The 20,387-nt window shown below is 56.6% G+C and carries 20 protein-coding genes; 4 read left to right on the top strand and 16 right to left on the bottom strand.

Annotated features, from left to right (window positions below; genetic code table 11):
* Window positions 1-21 precede the first annotated feature (21 nt).
* Together ABC336_RS00235 and ABC336_RS00240 are read right to left on the bottom strand one after the other, a co-directional pair.
* Window positions 22-633 carry a DUF3298 and DUF4163 domain-containing protein gene (locus ABC336_RS00235; protein WP_413236737.1) on the bottom strand — a complete coding sequence of 204 codons (612 nt, stop codon included), beginning with the start codon at window positions 631-633 and terminating at the stop codon, window positions 22-24.
* A gap of 70 nt (window positions 634-703) precedes the next feature.
* Window positions 704-1,426: a phosphonate ABC transporter ATP-binding protein gene (locus ABC336_RS00240; RefSeq protein ID WP_413236738.1), complete on the bottom strand. Its 723-nt coding sequence runs from the start codon at window positions 1,424-1,426 to the stop codon at window positions 704-706.
* Window positions 1,427-1,564: 138 nt separating this feature from the next.
* Between ABC336_RS00240 and ABC336_RS00245 the strand changes: the two genes are divergently transcribed.
* Window positions 1,565-1,786 (top strand): hypothetical protein, encoded by a 222-nt coding sequence (locus ABC336_RS00245; protein WP_413236739.1) that lies wholly within the window; start codon window positions 1,565-1,567, stop codon window positions 1,784-1,786.
* A gap of 84 nt (window positions 1,787-1,870) precedes the next feature.
* Window positions 1,871-2,611 (top strand): HAD family hydrolase, encoded by a 741-nt coding sequence (locus ABC336_RS00250; protein ID WP_413236740.1) that lies wholly within the window; start codon window positions 1,871-1,873, stop codon window positions 2,609-2,611.
* Between the two features lie 121 nt (window positions 2,612-2,732).
* Here the strand turns inward: ABC336_RS00250 and ABC336_RS00255 are convergent, their stop codons facing one another.
* The 11 genes from ABC336_RS00255 to pdhA form a co-directional block, all read right to left on the bottom strand.
* On the bottom strand, window positions 2,733-3,200 hold the full coding sequence (locus ABC336_RS00255) for a GNAT family N-acetyltransferase (protein WP_413236741.1): 468 nt from the start codon (window positions 3,198-3,200) through the stop codon (window positions 2,733-2,735).
* A gap of 25 nt (window positions 3,201-3,225) precedes the next feature.
* The gene (locus tag ABC336_RS00260) at window positions 3,226-5,535 is read right to left on the bottom strand and encodes a type IA DNA topoisomerase (protein WP_413236742.1); all 2,310 of its coding nucleotides are present in this window, start codon (window positions 5,533-5,535) and stop codon (window positions 3,226-3,228) included.
* Window positions 5,536-5,596: 61 nt separating this feature from the next.
* Window positions 5,597-6,688 (bottom strand): hypothetical protein, encoded by a 1,092-nt coding sequence (locus ABC336_RS00265; protein ID WP_413236743.1) that lies wholly within the window; start codon window positions 6,686-6,688, stop codon window positions 5,597-5,599.
* A gap of 42 nt (window positions 6,689-6,730) precedes the next feature.
* Window positions 6,731-7,048 (bottom strand): hypothetical protein, encoded by a 318-nt coding sequence (locus ABC336_RS00270; protein WP_413236744.1) that lies wholly within the window; start codon window positions 7,046-7,048, stop codon window positions 6,731-6,733.
* Window positions 7,049-7,132: 84 nt separating this feature from the next.
* Window positions 7,133-8,620, bottom strand: coding sequence for a glutamate synthase subunit beta (locus tag ABC336_RS00275; protein WP_413236745.1), 1,488 nt, complete (start codon window positions 8,618-8,620; stop codon window positions 7,133-7,135).
* A 150-nt stretch (window positions 8,621-8,770) separates the two neighbouring features.
* A complete protein-coding gene (locus tag ABC336_RS00280) occupies window positions 8,771-9,268 on the bottom strand; it encodes a dihydrofolate reductase (protein WP_413236746.1) in 498 nt (165 codons plus the stop codon).
* A gap of 29 nt (window positions 9,269-9,297) precedes the next feature.
* Complete coding sequence (locus ABC336_RS00285) at window positions 9,298-10,092, bottom strand: thymidylate synthase (RefSeq protein WP_413236747.1); 795 nt, start codon at window positions 10,090-10,092, stop codon at window positions 9,298-9,300.
* Window positions 10,093-10,260: 168 nt separating this feature from the next.
* Window positions 10,261-11,679 (bottom strand): dihydrolipoyl dehydrogenase, encoded by a 1,419-nt coding sequence (lpdA, locus tag ABC336_RS00290; protein WP_413236748.1) that lies wholly within the window; start codon window positions 11,677-11,679, stop codon window positions 10,261-10,263.
* Window positions 11,680-11,683: 4 nt separating this feature from the next.
* Complete coding sequence (locus ABC336_RS00295; RefSeq protein WP_413236749.1) at window positions 11,684-13,006, bottom strand: dihydrolipoamide acetyltransferase family protein; 1,323 nt, start codon at window positions 13,004-13,006, stop codon at window positions 11,684-11,686.
* A 223-nt stretch (window positions 13,007-13,229) separates the two neighbouring features.
* Window positions 13,230-14,207: an alpha-ketoacid dehydrogenase subunit beta gene (locus ABC336_RS00300; RefSeq protein ID WP_413236750.1), complete on the bottom strand. Its 978-nt coding sequence runs from the start codon at window positions 14,205-14,207 to the stop codon at window positions 13,230-13,232.
* Window positions 14,208-14,222: 15 nt separating this feature from the next.
* Complete coding sequence (pdhA, locus tag ABC336_RS00305) at window positions 14,223-15,290, bottom strand: pyruvate dehydrogenase (acetyl-transferring) E1 component subunit alpha (protein WP_413236751.1); 1,068 nt, start codon at window positions 15,288-15,290, stop codon at window positions 14,223-14,225.
* Between the two features lie 287 nt (window positions 15,291-15,577).
* Here pdhA and ABC336_RS00310 point away from each other — a divergent pair, with 287 nt between their 5' ends.
* Window positions 15,578-16,321, top strand: a complete 744-nt coding sequence (locus tag ABC336_RS00310) for an alpha/beta hydrolase (RefSeq protein WP_413236752.1) — start codon at window positions 15,578-15,580, stop codon at window positions 16,319-16,321.
* Here the strand turns inward: ABC336_RS00310 and ABC336_RS00315 are convergent.
* Both ABC336_RS00315 and ABC336_RS00320 read right to left on the bottom strand, forming a co-directional pair.
* Complete coding sequence (locus ABC336_RS00315) at window positions 16,299-16,778, bottom strand: low molecular weight protein-tyrosine-phosphatase (RefSeq protein ID WP_413236753.1); 480 nt, start codon at window positions 16,776-16,778, stop codon at window positions 16,299-16,301. The two genes, ABC336_RS00310 and ABC336_RS00315, sit on opposite strands and share 23 nt — an antisense overlap.
* Window positions 16,778-17,449, bottom strand: a complete 672-nt coding sequence (locus ABC336_RS00320) for a trimeric intracellular cation channel family protein (RefSeq protein WP_413242402.1) — start codon at window positions 17,447-17,449, stop codon at window positions 16,778-16,780. The genes ABC336_RS00315 and ABC336_RS00320 overlap by 1 nt, the downstream gene beginning before the upstream one ends.
* Window positions 17,450-17,684: 235 nt before the next feature.
* Here ABC336_RS00320 and ABC336_RS00325 point away from each other — a divergent pair, with 235 nt between their 5' ends.
* Window positions 17,685-18,353 carry a thiamine diphosphokinase gene (locus tag ABC336_RS00325; RefSeq protein ID WP_413236754.1) on the top strand — a complete coding sequence of 223 codons (669 nt, stop codon included), beginning with the start codon at window positions 17,685-17,687 and terminating at the stop codon, window positions 18,351-18,353.
* Window positions 18,354-18,373: 20 nt separating this feature from the next.
* Here ABC336_RS00325 and ABC336_RS00330 read toward each other — a convergent pair whose 3' ends face one another.
* On the bottom strand, window positions 18,374-20,320 hold the full coding sequence (locus ABC336_RS00330) for an endonuclease MutS2 (protein WP_413236755.1): 1,947 nt from the start codon (window positions 20,318-20,320) through the stop codon (window positions 18,374-18,376).
* Window positions 20,321-20,387 lie beyond the last annotated feature (67 nt).

The raw sequence follows: 20,387 nt of genomic DNA on the forward strand, positions 1-20,387 counted from the left end.
TCTTCACGGGGAGTGCGGTGGTCAATCATTGACAACCATCGGTCCCAGAGGGCCCTCCTCAGCAATTATATCCTGGAGGGCGTAGGCCGAGATCGGAAAATAAGGGAAGCCGTATACATAAGGTGTGAGCTCATAAATCTGAAAATAGATGACGAGGGATCGGTCAGCAATATAGAAGTCCTGATCCGGCCGGATGCGCTCGAATGGCTGCAGCACCGGTACTTGGCGGGCTTCGATCTGAGCCTTGATCATAGTTGAAAGTTGACGCACGTAGTCGCTGCCCGGTTTGAACAGCTGCGGCAGCGTGTATAGATCGCCCGTGTGTGTGAGGAAGGTTAGCGACCGCTGCAGGGTGAGACCGTGCGCTCCGCCGGTGTAGGCGTAATTGAACAGCGACAGGCTGAGCACGCCTTTCTCATTGGTCTTAACCTCGAACCAGCCGAGCATCTCGGATCTGGGATCCTCCAGACTGCCCTGCTCAGCCGCCAGAGCGCCTGCTGCCGTTCGGATGGCTTCGTTGATCCGGTTGCGTGCCGCGTGATCCGGCAGCCCCTGGACGACAGGCAGCCAGATCTCGATCTTGGGATACGTGATATGCGACGGCACGATAACCGCCGGTACTTGAAACGCCATATGATAGACACCTGCCTATTGGTTGGATGTTCTATTATATGCCCGGGTACCGGGGGAGGTTTCCGCAAGGTCAGAGCATCATTTTCTCGCGCTGCGTGAGCCTGCGTCCCCTTACGTCCAGTACCAGCTCGCCGCCGCTCAGTCCCCATATCCGGTCTGCGAATCTTTCGGCCCAGTCTGATTGATGCAGGACGCAGATAACGATGATCCTCTGCTGCTTGCACAGCGCTTTCAAATCCTTCAGAATTTCTTCAGCCGCGTGGGGATCGAGGCCGGATACCGGTTCGTCCGCCAGCAGCACCTTGGCGCCATGGACGAGCGCCCGGGCGATCGCCACACGCTGCTTCTCGCCGCCGCTCATCTTGTCTGTTTTTTGTCCTGCTTTGTCGAGCAGGCCTACCTTCTCGATCATATCCATCGCGCCCATATGGTCGTCATTGCGGACCATCCCGGTCACCATCCGCCATAGCGGGGTTTGATAGCGGGAACCGATGAGAACATTTTTGAGGGCGGTTTTGTTCGGGTTGAGTAAAGGCTTTTCTTCAAGGTAGGCGAACTCACGCCGCACTTTTTGAGTGCCGGTAAATTTGTTGCTCATGATGTCTACGCCGTCCACCACGTACTCGCCCGTCCACTGCTCCCTCATCGCGAGACATTTGAGCAGCATTGACTTGCCGCTGCCGCTGGTGCCGGTGATCGCGATGAACTCGCCATTGAACGCCTCAAAGCTGATATCCGACAGCACCTTGGGCCCGCCTGGTATTTTCTTGGTCATTCGCTTTACCTTGATCATCTCCGGTGCTCCTTTGCCAGTCAATCTCCTTCTTAGTTTAGACGAAAGAAATAATTCTTTCCACACGAACAGATGTTTGCTATAATAAAAACAGAACAGACGTTCTTACACTGGAATATTGAAGGAGGATGGATCACCATGCGCAGTTGCGACAACTTTCGGTTTATTGAGAAGCATCGACCTTTTCGGGATTTGACGTTTAAGTTTTATTCGGACGGTACGCTTACCATTATCGACAATGACAACGGCGGGGTGGTCACTCCGCGCGAGCTCAAGGGCGATAGTCATGATTTCTATGTCCGCAGACGGATTGCGTTTATTAAGAACAACCTTGCCATGCAGAAGCTCAGGCATGCCTAGTTTCCCCTCTCGTGTTTGACTGTCTGCCCGATGTTGGGGTACATTGGTGGGAGAGACACTACCCTGGCATAAGGAGCACCCGCTATGAAACAGACGATCCTTTTCGATCTCGACGATACATTAATTCATTGCAACAAATACTTCTACCAGGTCATCGACCGTTTCGTAGAGGCCATGATGCTATGGTTCGGACCGGACGGCGTTACGGAGGAAGCGATCCGCGAGAAGCAGACGGAGATCGATATCGCAGGTATCGATGTGCTCGGCTTTAAGAGCGACCATTTCCCACAGTCGTTCCTTGAGACCTACCGCTTCTTCACTGATCTGACCGGCAGACGCCATGACACCTCCGAGGAGAATTGGCTATGGAAGCTGGGACAGAGCGTGTATGATCAGGAAGCCGAGCCTTATCCTCATATGCAGGAGACACTGGATGCGCTCGCCTCTTCCGGCCATGAGCTGCATCTGTATACCGGCGGCGAGCTGCTTATCCAGAACCGCAAGATTGAGCGGCTGCAGTTGCAACGTTACTTCGACAACCGCATCTATGTACGCCGCCATAAGAATAACGAAGCGTTGGAGCAGATTATCAGCAGTGGTCCGTTCGACCGCGACCACACGTGGATGATTGGCAACTCCATTCGTACCGACGTCGTCCCCGCCCTGACCGCCGGTCTGCATGCGATACACATGAAGACGGCTATTGAGTGGCTTTACAATGTCATCGAGATTCAGGTTCAGCCACGCGGCGCCTTCTTCACGCTGAACCATCTCATCGAGGTACCCGATACGATCCACGGTTACGTTCATCGTCCATCCGAGTGACTTGCGCGGTACTACGACCAAAAGGCCGGACTGGCAGCTTCAGCTGTCAATCCGGCCTTTTGCCGTTATCGTGTTGATTTTAGGGATTGAGGTTCTCTTCCCCGAACTGGAGGAGCAATCATTAGTTCTTCCGGGGATGCAAGTCCTGTGCCAGACGGACCATATCGATGACCTGGATGCCATTCTCGTAGATCGGTTCTTCGTAATGCCGGACAAAAAAATCCCGGTCGATGCCGACCATACGAAAGCCGCATTTTTGATATAGCGCCAGCTGCAGCATGCCCGAATTGCCTGTGCCTACCTCGATTGTTGCATACCCTGACTCACGAGCCCGCTCCACCGCATGCTGGACGAGCCGTTTGCCGATGCCTTGGCCCTGGTGAGCTTCATCGACGGCTACATTGACGAGCTCTACCGTATCTGGCCGTGTAGGCAGCAGCACATAAACACCGATGATGGTGTGCTCGTCTGCAGCGACATAACAACTCCCTCGGCACGTATAGTCTCGGACAAGTTTCTCCGAGGGATCTGCAAGCAACAGAAGATCCATTGGCATTCTCTCCTGTTCGCCAAGCTGTCGGATCTTCATGGTGACCCTCCTCCCCTTGGTCCGACTACTCCAATCTGATGCTGATCGCGCCGCTCTCCGGGTTGGTCAGCACCAGCTTGCCTTTGCGGGTTTCACCGCTCTGCTGTTTGAAGGTAAGCTTACCCGTCTCGCCTTTTTGGACGAGCGACTTGATCATCGCAGGTGAGATTTTCTTGCCCTGCTGCTCTTTCCAGATGACGAAGGTACATCCTTCGCGATACTGGGTACAGCCGAAGCCCCGCTTGCCCTCGATCAGCTGCCCTTTGCAGCCTCGGCGAGGACAGGGGGCCAGTGCCGTCAGCCCCCCGCCTGCCGGTTTTGTTGCGGCAGCATGGGCAACGCGGCTTGCCGAGCCGGAAGCAGCTGTGCTCTGGCCCGTTGTCCGCGTTCTCGCACTGCTTCTACCAGCGGCGACTTTGCTGCGGCTCTGCCCCCGTTTGGAGCGGCCGCCGCCCGCACCTTGCTCAGCACCTTCGAACATCGAAGGCGGGGCCGGATGCTGGCAGCTCACTTTGGCGACGATCATGGCGGCGAATTCCTTCACCTTCTCCATGAATTGGACATCTGAAGCCTCATCTTTGGAGATCTGATGCAGCCGCTGCTCCCAACGGCCCGTCATCTCCGGCGAAGCGAGCAGCTCCACCCCGGCGCCCCGGATCAGCTCGATGGCGGAGCAGCCTTTGACGGTTATATCCAGCTTCTTGCCGCTCAGCGTAATATATCCGACCTGCTTGAGTCGTTCGATCGTCGCCGCCCGGGTTGCCGGCGTACCCAGTCCGGTATCTTTCATCGCTTCTTTGAGCTCTTCGTCCTCCATCGCCTTGCCCGCCGTTTCCATCGCCTTGAGCAGTGTGCCCTCCGTATAAGACTTGGGCGGCTGCGTCGCTTTCTCTCTCGCTTCTGCCTTCGCACACTGGACGGGCTTGTCCTTATCAACGCGAAACTCCTCCGTCACGAGCTCCTCTTCCTGCTCTTCGTCATCCTTGGCCGGCTTCCTCCGCTTGCTCTTGCCAGAGGTCTCGGCGTTCTCCTGACTCTGCTGGACGACCTTCCAGCCAGCCTCCAGCTGCTGCTTGACCTTCGTCCGGAACAGCTCTTCCTCGACCTTGGTCATTACTTCATGATTGTTATAGACCGCAGGCGGGTAGTAGTGGGACAAGAACCGGCGGACGATCAGATCGTAGATCTTTTGCTCGTCGGCACTTAACTGACCGGCTTTTTTGGGCGTCGGGAGGATCGCATGGTGATCCTCTACCTTGGACGGATTGCAGACTGCACGATTGCCCTTGTGCACCCTGCCTCGGTCGGCGCCTGCGGCCAGCTCGCCATATTCGCCTGTTGTACCCAGCATCTTCAGCACATTCGCCATGACCGGCAGATTTTCCTCTGTCACATAGTTGGAGTTGGTCCGCGGATACGTGATGACCTTATGCTTCTCGTAGAGCCCCTGCGCGATGTCCAGCGTCTTCTTGGCCGAGAAGCCGTAGCGGCCATTGGCCTCACGCTGCAGCAAGGTCAGGTCGTGGAGCCGGTACGGATATTCCTTGCTCTCCTTCACTTCATAGGAGAGGATCTCGCCCGGTTTGCCCTTCACCTTGGCAGTCAGCGCTTCCGCTTGCTCTGGAGAGGTGATCCGCTCACCCTGCCAGAGCCCGTTGTAGCTCAGCTTGTCCTGCTTGAAGACGGCATGCACCGTATAGTACGTCTCCGATTGGAACGCCTGGATCTCCCGGTGACGGTCGTAGAGCAACGCTAGTACGGGCGTCTGCACCCTGCCTACCGACAGCAGGTTCCGGTGCTTGATCGTAAAGGCGCGGGAAGCGTTCATCCCGATCAGCCAGTCTGCTTCGCTGCGGGCCTTTGCGGCCCTGGTGAGCGGATCGTATTCCGTATCGCTGCGCAGACTCTCGAAGCCTCGCCTTATCGTCTCGGGTGTGAGATCGGAGATCCAGAGCCGCTGCACCGGCTGGCGCAGCTTCAGATGCTGGCGGATCAGGTGGAAGATCAGCTGGCCCTCCCGCCCGGCATCACAAGCGTTGACGAGCTCGCTGCAGCCCTTCGCCAGCTCGCCGATCACCTTCAACTGGTCCTTGGTGCGCGGATTCGGCCACAGCTTGAACTTGTCGGGGATGATCGGCAGATCCTCCGCCTTCCACTTCTTGTAGCGGGGATCATAATGATCCGGCTCCGCCAGGCTGACCAGATGCCCGATTGCCCAAGTAATGATATAGCGATCGCCTTCGAGATGCGTACGCTTGTTCCGCGCTTTGGGCTCCAGCACGGCGGCTATCGTCCGGCCCATGTCCGGTTTCTCGGCGATGATCAGTGTTTTCATGGCTCACTCTCCCCGCTAACAGTCAGTACTTAGAAGTCGTGCAATGAGAAATGCTTATGTATTATGAATCACCAAAGCTCTGCATTGATTCGAAAAGACGGCGCACGCCGGCCGCCCAGCCCGGATCCTCCGCATAGCGTCGGTTGATCCACTCCAGCGGATCAGTCTGGGGAGGACGCTCGCGGGCCCAGCGCAGCACCGTCCGGGCTGCGATATCAGCCGAGTCATCGATCGTCGTGTTATAGGTCTGCCAGCTATGGAACACATTGAAGGGATTATTGGCGATCCGCGCGGCCTCGGGATGATCCCGCGGCACAAAGCCTTGCTCTTGTCCTGTGATGGCGAAGAACAGCAGCGGATGGATATCATACCGCCAGGCCGTCTCCATCAGCGTCCGATAGTAGGGTTCCTCCGCTAGCAACGAATTCCTGCTCTCCAGATAAGACCGCAGCCTGTTCTCTTCAACCCGTACATAACGCAGCTCCTCTGGCAGCTCATTGACAACCCCGTCGGGGAGTGCCGGAACATAGCTGTATGACAGCGGCAGGCGCAGCTTGAGCTCATCGGGCAGCGCAGGCGGCAGTGGTCCCGCCGGAGCCGGACTGTAGGCGTATATCGCGGCAGCTGCAATCACGAGCAGGCTGAGTACTGCATACTTCAGCTGCCGCCAGCGGGGGATCCAGATTGGGTTGCTTCCTGCCGCCGCAGTTACCTCGGCATCACCATCACTAGCATGAAAGCCTGTGCGTCCAACGAGTAGCGACCAGCTGCACTGGTCCGGAGAAGACACCTCTTGAATCGCTGCACGCAGCTGCTGCTCGCTCAGTTCGCCTGCTGCGCGTGCCTGGGCCCAGCGCAGCAGCGCCTGCAGTTCCTCTTCCCCGGGATCGGGCATCTCCGCCAGAGTAGCCCGCCAGATATCTTCTGTTCGTACTGCCCGGCGTTCGCCAAGAACACGTTCACGGATCAGCGCAGTTGCCACCGCCTGTCGCTGCGGCTCGGCCAGCTCCGGCAGCTCCCGCATCAGCACACGGCGGATCGCATCGGCGAAGATCTCGGGATGCCGCTGCGGCGCGCCTGCATATTTGGACTGCACATACATCCGAATCGTCTGCATCTCTTGTGGTGTCAGGATACTCGCTTCGCTTCTCACTGGGCGCCCGCACCTCTCTACAACTCAGTTAATCGCGACCTGTCAGCCTGCCGCCTGGCGGATACGCGCTTGCATATCCGGCGACTCGATATATGAAGCGATCTGCGCCTTCTCTTCGGCAGTAAACTGATACTCGCAATCGCATTCCTCGTCCTGGGGGACGATCTGGGCGATCTGTCCGTGATGCGTGCAGATGACAAGCGCGGTCAGATCGATTAGGTCTGCAGGCAGCTCGTCCGTTCCTTCCTGAAGCTCGACCCGAAGGACGATATCTACCCATTGCCTGTCCCGCCGCTCCACCTTTGGCTGGAAGGCTGCAAACTTGAGCTCCGTTACACGGTCCAACCCGTATCTGATCAAGCGACATCCCCCTTCCTGTAAGGACAAAAACAAAGCGCCCGGAGGCGCTTTTGATGTATATCATGATCCGAAGAAGGCCGCCGGTTAAGGCAATACGGTAGAGCCCATCAAATATTTGTCTACTTCTCTGGCGGCTTCCCGGCCTTCGTTGATCGCCCACACGATCAAGCTTTGACCACGGCGCATGTCACCCGCCGCGAACACTTTGTCCACATTGGTCGTATACTTGCCGTAGGCCGCTTTGACGTTGGTGCGGCGGTCCTGCTCCAGGCCGAACTGTTCGATCAGCGCCGACTCCGGACCCTCGAAGCCGATGGCGATCAATACGAGATCTGCCGGCCATACTTTGTCGGTGCCTGGGAGTTCCTTGTAGATCTTGCGGCCGGCCTCATCGATATAACGCTCGATCTGCACGGTATGCAGCTCTTTGAGGTTGCCATTTTCGTCGCCGACAAACTTCTTCGTCAGCACCGAGAACGCACGCGGATCGGCACCATACAACGCTTTGGCCTCCTCCTGTGCATAGTCCAGGGTATAGACATGCGGGAACTGCGGCCACGGGTTGTTGATGGGATCGCGCTCCAGGGGCGCTTTGGCGACTGTACCGAACTGGGTCACGGATTTGCAGCCGTGACGCAGCGCCGTCGCTACACAGTCCGTACCGGTATCGCCGCCGCCGATGACGATGACGTTTTTGTCTTTGGCGGAGATATAATTGCCGTCCTCCAGATTGGAGTCCAGATAGCTCTTGATGGTACCGTTCAGGTAATCCATCGCTTTATGAACGCCGTTCAGCTCGCTTCCTTCGATCGCGACTTCGCGAGCTTTGGTGGCGCCGCCGCACAGGACGACAGCGTCAAAATCGGACATCAGCTTCTGTGCCTCGATGTCTTTGCCGATCTCGGTATTCGTGACGAACTCGATGCCTTCGGCAGCGAGGATGTCGACGCGGCGCTGGACGATGCCTTTATCCAGCTTCATGGTCGGGATGCCATACATCAGCAGTCCGCCGATCCGGTCAGCGCGCTCAAATACGGTTACGGTGTGACCCGCTTTGTTCAACTGTGCTGCGGCTGCCAGTCCAGCCGGACCGGATCCGACGACAGCGACGCGTTTGCCGGTGCGCATCTGCGGCGGGCTAGGGACGACCCAGCCTTCCTCGAAGCCTTTGTCGATGATCGCCTGCTCGATCGATTTGATCGTGACCGGGTCGCCGATCAGACCTACCGTACAGGAGCCTTCGCAAGGCGCAGGACATGCCCGGCCGGTGAACTCGGGGAAGTTGTTCGTCATGTGCAGACGGTCCAGCGCTTCCTTCCAGCGGCCGCGGTAGATCAGATTGTTCCATTCGGGGATCAGGTTGTTGACTGGACAGCCCGATACCGAGCCGCCCAGTTCGATGCCGGTATGGCAATACGGCGTTCCGCAGTCCATACAGCGTGCGCCTTGCGTTCGCAGCTGCTCTTCCGACATATGCAGGTGGAACTCTTCCCAGTCCTTGATCCGCTCCAGCGGATCGCGGTCTACAGCGAGTTCGCGTTTATATTCCATAAATCCAGTTGGTGTAGACATGATCGCTTTCCTCCATCCGTTAATGCGGGCCATACGGCCAAACCGATCAGAGCCGGTTTACACTATAATACAATATCTTAGCATGAAAGTCCTTAGAAAAGGAATGGATTTTACGCACAATGATTTGCACTTGGACGCTATTTGTTCGGATCAGAGGGCGGCCGCGCCACGTCTGATATACGTCGTATAGTAATAATCGTACGGGTTCTTCTCATCGCGGACGCCCTTCACACGCTGCGATTGCTCCCATTGCTTCGAATCGAACTCGGGAAAACGGGCATCGCCATCGAAATCCTCCTCGATCTCCGTCAGCAGCAGGCGGTCCGCATAAGGCAGGAACAACCGGTAGATCTGCTCGCCGCCGATGATCATCAGATCCTCGCCGCGGAATCGCTCCAGCGTCTCTTCGACGGAATGCACGATCTCGCAGCCCTCCTGGCGGAAATCGTCGCTGCGGGTAAGGACGACATTGCGCCGGTTCTTGAGCGGTCCGCCAAATGACTCCAGCGTCTTACGCCCCATCACCACCGTCGTTCCGGTCGTCATGCGTTTAAAATAAGCCATATCATCAGGGATCCGCCACGGCAGATCATTGTCTCTGCCGATCGTCCGGTTGCGGGCCATGGCGGCGATCATCGTTATCGTCATGTGGACCTCCTCTGGTGGAATATGGATCGCTACACAGATACAGTTGCTTTAATCGCGGGATGATGCTCATAACCGATTAGCTCGAAATCGTCATAGCGATAATCGAAGATCGAGTCCGGCTTGCGCTTGAGCACCAGACGCGGCAGCGGCAGCGGCTCACGGGTCAACTGCAGCTTCACTTGCTCCAGATGATCCTTATAGATGTGCACATCCGCACCCGAATAGATCAGCTCGCCAGGCTCCAGATCACATTGCTGAGCAATCATATGGGTAAGCAGCGCATACTGTGCCAGATTGAACGGCAGACCAAGGAAGGTATCGGAGGAGCGCATATTGAACAGACAGGACAGCTTGCCTCTGGAGACATAGAACTGGAAAGTATAGTGGCAGGGCGGCAGCTTCATGCCCTCGATCTCGCTGACATTCCACGCACTTACCAGATGACGGCGCGAATTGGGGTTGTTGCGGATACTGTGCACCACTTCCGCGATCTGGTCGATCGTCTTGCCTTCCGGGGTCTGCCATGCGCGCCACTGCGAGCCGTAGACCGGCCCCAGGTCACCGTTCTCGTCGGCCCATTCATTCCAGATCCGTACCCCGTTCTCCTGCAGGTAACGGACGTTGGTATCGCCGCTCAGGAACCATAACAGCTCATGGATAACCGACTTCATGTGGATCCGCTTGGTCGTTACGACAGGGAGCCCCTCAGACAAGTCGTAACGCAGCTGGCGGCCGAATACGGACAGCGTTCCGGTGCCGGTGCGGTCGTCCCGCTCTTCCCCGTTCGCCAATATATCACGGAGCAAATCAAGATACGATCTCAAACGGACACCTCTCTATTCTCATACTAGTTGTATCATAACATAGTTTGGCTCGTCAGAGGCGACATTTTTCCCCTTGAACCAACAATCCCCAAGCAGTGGAGACAGCGTCATAAAGCCTGTCTGCACCTGCTTGGGGATCCGGATTATGCCTTGATCGGCATCGTTATATTATTTCTTAATGAAGGTGTGAATCGGGTGGCCCAGCGCAACTTCGGCTGCTTCCATCGGAATCTCGCCGAGCGTCGGATGCGCGTGAATCGTCAGGGCGATATCTTCGACGGTAGCGCCCATCTCGATTGCCAAGCCCAGCTCAGCGATCAGGTTGGATGCTTCCAGACCGACGATCTGCGCACCCAGCACAAGACCGTTGTCGGCATCGGAGACGATCTTGACGTAACCTTCAGTCGCGTTAAGCGACAAGGCGCGGCCATTGATGTTGAACGGGAAGCGGCCGATCTTCACATTATGGCCTTTTTCTTTGGCTTCGTTCTCGCTGTAGCCTACGCTGGCACACTCTGGATCCGAGAATACGACCAGCGGAATGCATTTGTAATCAATCTTGCTCGGCAAACCTGCGATAGACTCGGCTGCAACCTTCGCTTCGTACGAAGATTTGTGAGCAAGCGCCGGGCCGGCGACGATATCACCGATCGCATAGATATGCGGGATGCTGGTGCGGCCTTGGTCGTCGACTTCGATGAAGCCGCGCTCGTTCATTTTGATATCGATCAGGTCCAGACCCAGCTCGCCGTCCGTGTTTGGCCGACGGCCGACAGTGACCAGCAGGTAGTCTGCAGTCAATTGTTTCTCTTCGTCACCTACCGTGAAGCTGAGCGTCACATCCTTGTCGGATTGCTCTGCGCTGTTTGCTTTGGCGCCAGTGAAGATCTCTACGCCTTGGCCTTTAAGCTTCTTCTCAACCAGCTTGGACATCTCGGCGTCGAAGCCCGGCAGGATCGAATCGAGTCCTTCCACCACAGTTACCTTGGTACCGAACTTGGAGTACATCTGCCCGAGCTCGATACCGATGTAGCCGCCGCCGACGACGATCATGCTCTTCGGCACTTCGGGCAGCGACAGCGCTTCGGTCGAGGAGATGATCCGTCCGCCAAACGGGAACGGCTTCAGCTCGATCGGGCGCGATCCGGTAGCGATGATGCAGTTCTTGAAACGGTAGCGCGGGGATTCCTGGTCATTGAAGACACGCGCTTCATTTTCGTTGATGAACATCACTTCACCGTTGAAGAAATCAACCTTATTGGCTTTCAGCAAGGAAGCTACGCCGCCAGTCAGCTTCTTCACGACACCGTTTTTGAAGTCCTGTACTTTGCTGAAGTCGACTTTGACCTTGCCGGCATCGATGCCGATCTCGGATGCATGGGAGATCGATTCGTACTGATGCGCAGCGGAGATCAGCGCTTTGGACGGGATACAGCCCACGTTAAGACAGACGCCGCCTACTTTTTCCTTGTCGACGACAAGCACTTTTTGTCCGAGCTGGGCAGCGCGGATCGCAGCGGTGTATCCGCCGGGACCGGCTCCGATTACTAATGTGTCAATATCCAGGGAAGCATCGCCTACTACCATGATATTACACCTCCATTACGAGCAGCTCGGGATCAGCGAGCAGCTGCTTGATATAGTTCATGCAGTTTTGAGCCGTAGCACCGTCGATGAGACGATGGTCATAGCTGAGAGACAGGGCCATTACTGGAGCAACGACGACTTCGCCGTTCTTGACGACCGGCTTCTCGGAGATCCGTCCTGTACCCAGGATCGCCACTTCAGGGAAGTTGATGACCGGGGTGAAGAACATGCCGCCAGCGGAGCCGATGTTGGAAATGGTCATCGTGCCGCCCTTCATCTCGCTCGGGGACAGCTTGCCGTCACGCGCCTTGCCAGCCAGATCCATAATATCGGCAGCGATCATCCAGATGCTCTTGCGATCCGCATCGTGAACAACCGGCACGACCAGACCATTGTCGGTATCGGCTGCGATGCCGATGTTATAGTACTTCTTGTATACGATCTCCTGATTTGCTTCATCAAGCGTGGAATTCATGATCGGGAATTCGCGCAGAGCAGCAACCAGAGCTTTGACGATAAACGGCAAGTAGGTCAGCTTGACACCCTTCTTCTCGGCCAATGGCTTGCCTTTGGTGCGCAGCTCGACCAGCGCCGTGACATCGACTTCATCCATATGTGTCACATGGGGGGCCGTATAGACCGATTTGACCATAGCGCCTGCGATGACTTTGCGGATGCCTTTGAACGGTACGCGTTCTTCCGGACGGTCGCCTTGGACAGCGGCCGCTTGCGGTTTGGACGCGCCCTTGCTCTCTGCAGCGGCTTCCGGAGCTTTCTCCTCAGCGGCTCCGCCTGCGGAGAATTGATCGATATCTTCGCGGGTGATGCGGCCGTTTTTGCCGGTGCCTTTTACTTTGGACAGCTCTACGCCCTTCTCGCGCCCGTACTTGCGCACGCTAGGTGTAGCCAGGACAAGCGCCTTGCTGTCAGCATCGTCGGATTCGCTCTTATCGGAGGAACCGTCTGCCTTGTCTGCTGAAGCGGTCTTGGATCCCTCGGCCTCGGGGAGCTCGGTCGGTTCCGGTTCTTTCGCTTCCTTAGGTGCGGATTCGGACTCGGATGCTGGCGTCTGATCCGGCACCTCGCCTTCGGCATCGATGATCGCCACGACGTCGCCGACGTGGCATACCTGGCCGTCCTTCACGAGGACTTCCAGCACTTTGCCCTCTACAGGACATGGCACTTCGACGATCGCTTTATCGTTCTGCACGTCCATGATAATATCTTCGTCGGTTACTTTATCGCCCGGCTTGATGTGGATCTTGACGATCTCACCTTCATGCAGGCCTTCTCCCAGTTCGGGGAACCGGTATTCGAATTTGGCCAAATGGATTACCTCCTTACTTAATGTAGACACTTTTGTTCGCGTAGTGAGACAGTCGGCCTGCGCGGGTCGGACCGCCCCTCCGATCGCTGTTGTTCCCGGATTATTGGATTAGATAACCCATACAGCGGGATAAATCCGGGAACAAAGGCGAGCGCTGCGCTTCTCCAGGACAATTCCGCCCTCTACGGCTCCACTACACTATGATAGCAATATTAAACCATTTTTAAAATTCAAGTGTTTTGTTAACCGCAGCGATAATCCGCTTCGGCGATGGGAGCCAAGCGTCCTCGACCTGGGCGAACGGATAGACGGTGTCTGGTCCGGCAACACGCAGTACCGGCGCTTCCAGGTGCAGGATCGCCTTCTCATTGATCTGGGCGATAACTTCGGCAGCGATGCCGGATGTCTTCTGGGCTTCCTGGACGACGATCGCGCGGTTGGTCTTTTGGACCGAAGCGATGATGGTGTCGATGTCAAGAGGCATCAGCGTGCGGAGGTCGATAACCTCTGCTTTGACACCCGATTTCTCCAGCTCTTCGGCAGCCTTGACTGCGGTGTGGACCATCATGCCGTAGGCAAGGATGGTGATGTCGCTGCCTTCGCGTACGACATTGGCCTTGCCGATCTCGACCGTGTAGTCTTCCTCCGGTACATCGGCGCGGAAGGCGTGGTACAGATTGAGATGCTCCATGAAGAATACCGGATCGTTGTCGCGGATCGCAGAGATCAGGAGACCTTTGGCGTCATAAGGATTGGATGGAATGACGACTTTGATGCCTGGTGTCTGAACAGCCAGTCCTTCAAGGGAGTCTGTATGAAGCTCGGCAGCTTTGACGCCGCCGCCAAACGGCGTACGGAATACGATCGGCGCGTTGTAGCGTCCGCCGGAGCGGTAACGCATACGGGCCGCCTGGACGAACATCTGGTCCAGCGCTTCATAGATAAATCCGACAAACTGGATCTCGGCAACCGGGCGGAAGCCCTGGATGCCCATACCTACAGCGAGACCGCCGATGGCGGATTCAGCCAGCGGCGTATCGAATACGCGCTCTTCGCCAAACTCGGCCTGCAGTCCTTCGGTGGCGCGGAATACGCCGCCGACTTTGCCTACGTCTTCGCCGAATACCAAAACGTTAGGATCCTTTTTGAGCTCGACGCGCATCGCGTCGCGGATCGCTTCTTTCATATTCATTTGAGCCATGATCGCTGGTTCCTCCTATTCAAAATCGGCTTTTTGCTCTTCGAGATGCTGCGGCGTCGTCTCGAACATCGAATCGATCAGACTGCCCACCGTCATCTTTTCCGTAGCTTCAGCTTTTTTGATTTGTTCATTGACCGTTGCTTTTGCCTCTTCCTTCACACGCGCGGTGTCTTCCTCGGACCAGAGGCCTTTGCTCTCCAGGTACTTGCCAAAGCGAACCAGCGGATCCTTCAGGCTCCATTCCTGCTCTTCTTCCTTGGTACGGTATTTGGAAGTGTCATCGGCCATGGAGTGCGGACGGAACCGGTAAGTCAGGATCTCGATCAGTGTCGCGCCTTCGCCGTTGCGTCCACGCTCTGCAGCATCCTTCACGGCTTTGTACACAGCCAGGATATCCATGCCGTCGACTTGTACGCCTTTGATGCCTGCAGCTACAGCCTTGTGAGCGATCGACTCGGCCGCTGTTTGCTTGGAGAAAGGGGTCGTGATGGCATAGCCGTTGTTCTGTACCGCATAGATAACCGGCAGCTTGAAGACGCCAGCGAAGTTAAGTCCTTCGTAGAAATCGCCTTCCGACGATCCGCCGTCGCCGGTGTACGTAATCGCGACGCGCTGCTCGCCCTTCTTCTTGAATGCCATGGCAACGCCGGTCGCATGCAGGATCTGCGCGCCGATGATGATCTGCGGCATCAGCACGTGCACATCCTCAGGGATCTGACCGCCATGCTGATGACCGCGGGAGTATAGGAACGCCTGGTACAGCGGCAATCCGTGCCAGACGATCTGCGGCATGTCACGATAGCCGGGGCAGATAAAGTCGTCTTTATTCAACGCATATTCACTGCCGACCATCGATGCTTCTTGTCCGGATACCGGCGCATAGAACCCGAGGCGTCCTTGACGACCCAGATTGACAGCGCGCTCATCCCATGTACGAGTGAATACCATACGGTACATCATTTCTTTCAATTGCTCATCGGTCAGCTCCGGCATTAAGTCCGGATTAACGACTTCGCCTTCAGGAGACAGTATGGAAAGCGGGGTTACCGGCTCCACCTGAACTTCATAAGGAAGTTTGCTCATTTTCACGTTCACCTCGATAAGATATTTGAATATCTAACTCCGCTGTTATAGAATTATTATAAACCTGTTTACCGAAAATGGTCAAAGCAAAATTCGAAAAAACCGTTGTTTTTTCTAAAGTTTTTGCGTTTGTCCGGATAGCAATGTTTATAATACAGCTTATGAAAACATGTATAACAGATTGGTACAACTTCAGAAAAAATTCACGAATGGCGCATGTTTCCTCCCTATTGTTTACCCATCGCCCATGCAAACCATTCATTAAGAAAAGGAGATTGTAAGATAAGATGAGCGAACAAATCAAACGCACCATCATCAAAGATTCGGTGACGTCCTCACACCTTCCCGAAGGAGAGCGCGGCCTAAGGCTTTATTTGCCTCCGGGCTACAATGAAATCCTCAGCTATCCGGTCATCTACTGCCAAGACGGCGAAGACTTTTTTAATTTTGGCCGGATTGCTACCCAGGCTCATACGATGATCCTGGACGGCGAGCTGGAGCCGCTCGTCATCGTCGGCGTCGACGTGGACAAGTCGGTTCGCACCGAGGAGTATGCTCCGGACGGCGAACGTCATGATGCGTATGTACGTTTCTTCGTGGAGGAGATGATGCCCTATATCGCTTCCAAATATGCCGTGCGCTCCGAGGCCGATCAGATCCTGCTGGCCGGCGACTCGCTCGGCGCCACTGCAAGCTTGCATATCGCCATCAGCAACCCCGGCAAGTTCAAATACTTGCTCTCGCTCTCAGGCGCCTACTATCCGGCATCACGCAGCATCGTTTCGGCTTTGGCGCCGGGAGCACTGGACGGAATGAGCGTTTATATGCTGGTTGGCCTGCAGGAGGATGCATACGAGACCGACCGCGGCATCTACGACTTCGTCACCCTGAATCGTTCCATGAAGAAGCTGCTGGCGGACAAAGGCGCCGAGCTCGTCTATCACGAGAAGGACGGCAAGCATGTCTGGGGCTTCTGGCAGCAGGAGGTCCCGGCCGCGCTGGCCTGGTTCAACGGCCAAGCTCTGACTTGATCCGTTCGACCAGCCGGACGCAGCCTGCTTCCACCATCTCGTATACTTCTTCGAAGTTGCCGCTATAATACGGATCCGGTACATCCGGTACGCCCCGCTCGGGCAGCAGTTCCATGAAAGTCAGCACGACCGGGCGGCTGGGCGGATCACCGGCAGGCAGCCACTGGGCGATGTCGGATTTATTGCGATTATCCATACAGACGATATAATCGTAATCATTGTAATCCGACTCCCTGAACTGTCTGGCGAGCATCCCCTCCCAGCCAATTCCATGCTGTTTCAGCAGGGACTGTGTGCCGATATGGGGAGGTTTGCCCAGATGCCAGTCCCCCGTGCCTGCGGAGTCAGCGGCAATCTCCTTCTCCAGTCCCGCTTGCTTGACCTTCTCGCGGAATACCGCCTCCGCCATCGGTGAACGGCAGATATTGCCGAGGCATACGAACAATACGTCGATCATTAGTTTTTCTCCTTCTTGCTGCGTCGTATTGCCGGGCGCTGCGGCTCGGCAGAACCCGCCTCCAGCCTTAGCGACCGCTTCGGCAGCTTCCACTTGTAGTATACCGACAACATACGCATCGTAATAATAAATACAAACAGCACCAGCAGCTGCACCGGTGTCTCAAACCATCCCAGACCGATGCCGAGCCCGCCCAGCATCGCCCACACCGCATAGATCTCTTCTCTCAGCACCAGCGGTTTGCGTCCGGCCAGCAGATCGCGGATCATACCGCCGCCGATTCCTGTGAGCATGGCTGCCACCATCACAGCGCTGAGCGGTACGCCCATGCTGACTGCGGCCAGCGCCCCCTGTATAGCAAATGCGGAGAGCCCGATCGCATCGAAGAATACTTCCCCGCGCTTCCATCGCAGGATCCATTTGGCCGGCATAATAAAAAACAACGTCATTGCGATAATGGCTGTCTTGAGAAACAGCCCCTGGTTCCACAGACTGGTGATCGGAACACCGATCAGCAGGTTGCGGACGACGCCGCCACCGAAAGCGGTGACATAGCCAAGCACGAAGACACCGAGGATGTCATATTCCTCTTCCATCGCGACGAACGCACCGCTGATTGCAAATGCGATCGTGCCAATAATGCTGAACCAGCTAAAAATATCCAAATCCATACTGATAAATGCCCCGCTTCCCTGCATGCAGGCCGCACGCCATAGTAGACATTGGCGCATGCCTGTCCAATCCTGTCATTTCATATTGTAGTTATAAGTCACTGACAGTGCAAGCATTGAACTGGGGTCAGGAGCGGTCTGACTGGTCATGCGCCCGCACAGCCAGTATACTTGAATCATGGCTTATACAAGTGCTGCGCAATAATAATTTCTATTATAAGAGAGGATGAAATGTGTGTCCCTGAATCGACGTGCGGTTATCTTTACCGGTGGCGAGCTGGGTTACTGGGCGCTCAAGCTGCTGAGACAAGATGACTATCTGATCGGCGCCGATAGCGGAGCCCTGTTCCTGGTGCGCAACAATTACAGGCCGAATCTGGCGATTGGAGATTTTGACTCTGTCAGCGACACCGAATTTCTCTACATCCGCGAAGGGAGTCACCAGACGGTAGCCGTGGATCCTGTCGATAAGGATCATACGGATACCGAGCTGGCATTTCTCCGGGCGATCGAGCTGGCGCCAACCGAGATCCTGCTCGTCGGCGCGCTCGGCGGCAGACTAGACCACACGCTGGCCAATCTGCATCTGCTCGTGCAAGCCCACCAGGCGGACATCGAGGCTAGCATCGCCGATGAATACCAGACGATCCGGCTTGTAACGGGCTATGCCAGCATCGAGGCAGGCGATCAGAGCTATGTCTCCCTGCTGCCATTGACACCCGAGGTGTCGGGCATCCATCTCAGCGGCTTTGAGTATCCGCTGTCAGATGCCACACTTACGATGGGGACGACGCTGGGCATCAGCAACCGGCTCCATGGGAAGCAAGGCGAGATCGAGGTCGGGGGCGGCTGGCTGCTCGTCATCCAGTCCAGCGATCCGCAGCCAGCTATGCCCTCTTCATAAATAGTAAGCGTTGGCTCCTGTTAGTCCTCGTCCGGCGTTATGATCGACGTTCCATCGACATGCTTCCGCTGCATTTGATGTCTCAGCTTCCTTGTCGCTTTCGAATCGAAGACGATCGACATGTCGTACTCCTCTGGATACAGCTCGGCAGCCGGGATCTGCAGCGTAAGCCGTTTATGGTTGAACGTATGCCTGTTTCCCTTCACCTGGACGATCACCTCCCCCCGCTCATCCGGCCCGCGAAAGACGATTCCGGTGCTGGCCAGCGGGTGTACCCACACACTGTCTCCCTTTTGCAGCAGCGGCAGCTCCGGCGCAGGATCGCGCCGGGATATGCGAGTCCCGGCGCCGACGTCATCGGCCGGAGGCGCCGGCTGCTTATGATCTTTGAGATCCGTTGTCTCAGAGAAGGCCGATCCGGACCCTGCGCCGCTCGCGAGCCGCTTACCGGCTCGTTCAAGCACGCGCGCCGGCAGTCCATAACGGCTGGCGATGGCGAAGGCATGGCTGTCCCCTGCCGCTCCCATCTCCAGGCGGTACAAGGGCTGCAGCGTAACCGGGTCAAAGGCCATTCTCGCATTGCAGCAACCGCTCGTAACGGACGCGTAGGTCTTGATCTCATTAAAGTGGGTCGTCGCCACCACGAGTGTCCGCCGCTCCAGCAGCTCCTCCAGGATGCCGATCGACAGCGCGATCCCTTCTGCCGGATCGGTGCCCGCCGCGAGCTCGTCGAGCAGCACAAGAGAACCGCTGCCGGCCCTGCCGAGCATGTCAGCCACAGCTGAGATATGCGCCGAGAAGGTGCTCAGCGACTGCGAGAGACTCTGACCGTCGCCCACATCGGCGAAGACCGTATCGAAGATCCCCAGCTCGCTCTGCGGGTCGGCCGGGACCAGCAGTCCGGACTGAACCATCAGCACTGTCAGCCCGATCGTCTTCAGCGCGATCGTCTTGCCGCCGGTGTTGGGACCGGTGATGATCAGCTGCCGCATATCCCCCTCCAGGTCCACATCTAGCGGCACTGCCTTGGTCCCAAGCAGCGGATGACGTGCCGCGCGCAGACGGATGGTCGGCTGCTCTGTCACTTTAACGACCTGTCCTTGCTGCAGCGCAGCCAGCTTGCCGCGGGCAAATATGAAATCGAAGGCTGCCATTGCATCCGCATTTTGCTCCAGCTCGCGTTTATGCTCTTCCGCCAATGCAGAGAGCTGAGCCAGTACTCGCGTCTCCTCGCGAGCCTCCTCCGCACGCCAGGCATCCCGCTCTGCCTGGGCGGCAGCCACCTCCTGCGGTTCCACGAACAGCGTCTGTCCGCTCGCTGATTCGTCCAGCACCGTTCCTTTCACCTGTTTGCGCGCGCCACGCTTCACGGCCAATACATACCGGCCGCCGCGCTGGCTCACGACAGTCTCCTGCAGGGCGTCGCGGTGCTTATGCATCGCCTGATCGATCCGCTTCCTGATCTGTTCCTCGACCGTTCGCAGCTGCCGGCGGATCCGGCCTAGCTCGGGACTTGCTTCATCTGTGATCTCACCGTATCGGATGCTGCGCTCCAGCGCTTCGCGGAGTGCAGCGCACTCCTCCATCGATTCGGCATAGCTGCTGATCCGCGGCACCAGCGAAGTTTTGGCGGACATATACCGCTTCATCTGCCTGATCGCTTGCAGCCAGGCGGACAGTTGTTCCATCTCCTGTTTGGCATAGATCACTCCTTTGCCCAGGAGGGTCAGCACAGCATCGATCCCTTCCATAGCTGACAATGGCACACTCGCACCGCTGTTCACCAGCCGGCAGGCCTCTTCCGTTTCCTCGAGCAGCGCTCGTACCCGTCTGATGTCCGAGGATGGGCGTAGTGCTCTCGCACGCTCTCCTCCCGCAGGCGATACTGCCTCTGCAGCGAGCAGCTCCAGTACCGTGTTATATTCCAGTTTCAAAAAGGTTTGGTCTTGTATGTTTGGTTGCATCATATTTGCTCAGCCTCCAAGGGGGTTTTTGATGTGTGCAGGTGTAAACGCACAAAAAAACAGGGACAGA

This window comes from Paenibacillus jepli (genome assembly GCF_047238105.1).
GTDB lineage: Bacteria > Bacillota > Bacilli > Paenibacillales > Paenibacillaceae > Paenibacillus_D.

What these genes read in the sequence shown, in the direction of transcription:
- ABC336_RS00235 (WP_413236737.1), bottom strand. Translation starts at nt 633, where the DNA reads ATGGCGTTTCAAGTACCGGCGGTTATCGTGCCGTCGCATATCACGTAT.
- ABC336_RS00240 (WP_413236738.1), bottom strand. Translation starts at nt 1,426, where the DNA reads ATGATCAAGGTAAAGCGAATGACCAAGAAAATACCAGGCGGGCCCAAG.
- ABC336_RS00245 (WP_413236739.1), top strand. Translation starts at nt 1,565, where the DNA reads ATGCGCAGTTGCGACAACTTTCGGTTTATTGAGAAGCATCGACCTTTT.
- ABC336_RS00250 (WP_413236740.1), top strand. Translation starts at nt 1,871, where the DNA reads ATGAAACAGACGATCCTTTTCGATCTCGACGATACATTAATTCATTGC.
- ABC336_RS00255 (WP_413236741.1), bottom strand. Translation starts at nt 3,200, where the DNA reads ATGAAGATCCGACAGCTTGGCGAACAGGAGAGAATGCCAATGGATCTT.
- ABC336_RS00260 (WP_413236742.1), bottom strand. Translation starts at nt 5,535, where the DNA reads ATGAAAACACTGATCATCGCCGAGAAACCGGACATGGGCCGGACGATA.
- ABC336_RS00275 (WP_413236745.1), bottom strand. Translation starts at nt 8,620, where the DNA reads ATGTCTACACCAACTGGATTTATGGAATATAAACGCGAACTCGCTGTA.
- ABC336_RS00280 (WP_413236746.1), bottom strand. Translation starts at nt 9,268, where the DNA reads ATGACGATAACGATGATCGCCGCCATGGCCCGCAACCGGACGATCGGC.
- lpdA (WP_413236748.1), bottom strand. Translation starts at nt 11,679, where the DNA reads ATGGTAGTAGGCGATGCTTCCCTGGATATTGACACATTAGTAATCGGA.
- ABC336_RS00300 (WP_413236750.1), bottom strand. Translation starts at nt 14,207, where the DNA reads ATGGCTCAAATGAATATGAAAGAAGCGATCCGCGACGCGATGCGCGTC.
- pdhA (WP_413236751.1), bottom strand. Translation starts at nt 15,290, where the DNA reads ATGAGCAAACTTCCTTATGAAGTTCAGGTGGAGCCGGTAACCCCGCTT.
- ABC336_RS00310 (WP_413236752.1), top strand. Translation starts at nt 15,578, where the DNA reads ATGAGCGAACAAATCAAACGCACCATCATCAAAGATTCGGTGACGTCC.
- ABC336_RS00315 (WP_413236753.1), bottom strand. Translation starts at nt 16,778, where the DNA reads ATGATCGACGTATTGTTCGTATGCCTCGGCAATATCTGCCGTTCACCG.
- ABC336_RS00320 (WP_413242402.1), bottom strand. Translation starts at nt 17,449, where the DNA reads ATGGATTTGGATATTTTTAGCTGGTTCAGCATTATTGGCACGATCGCA.
- ABC336_RS00330 (WP_413236755.1), bottom strand. Translation starts at nt 20,320, where the DNA reads ATGATGCAACCAAACATACAAGACCAAACCTTTTTGAAACTGGAATAT.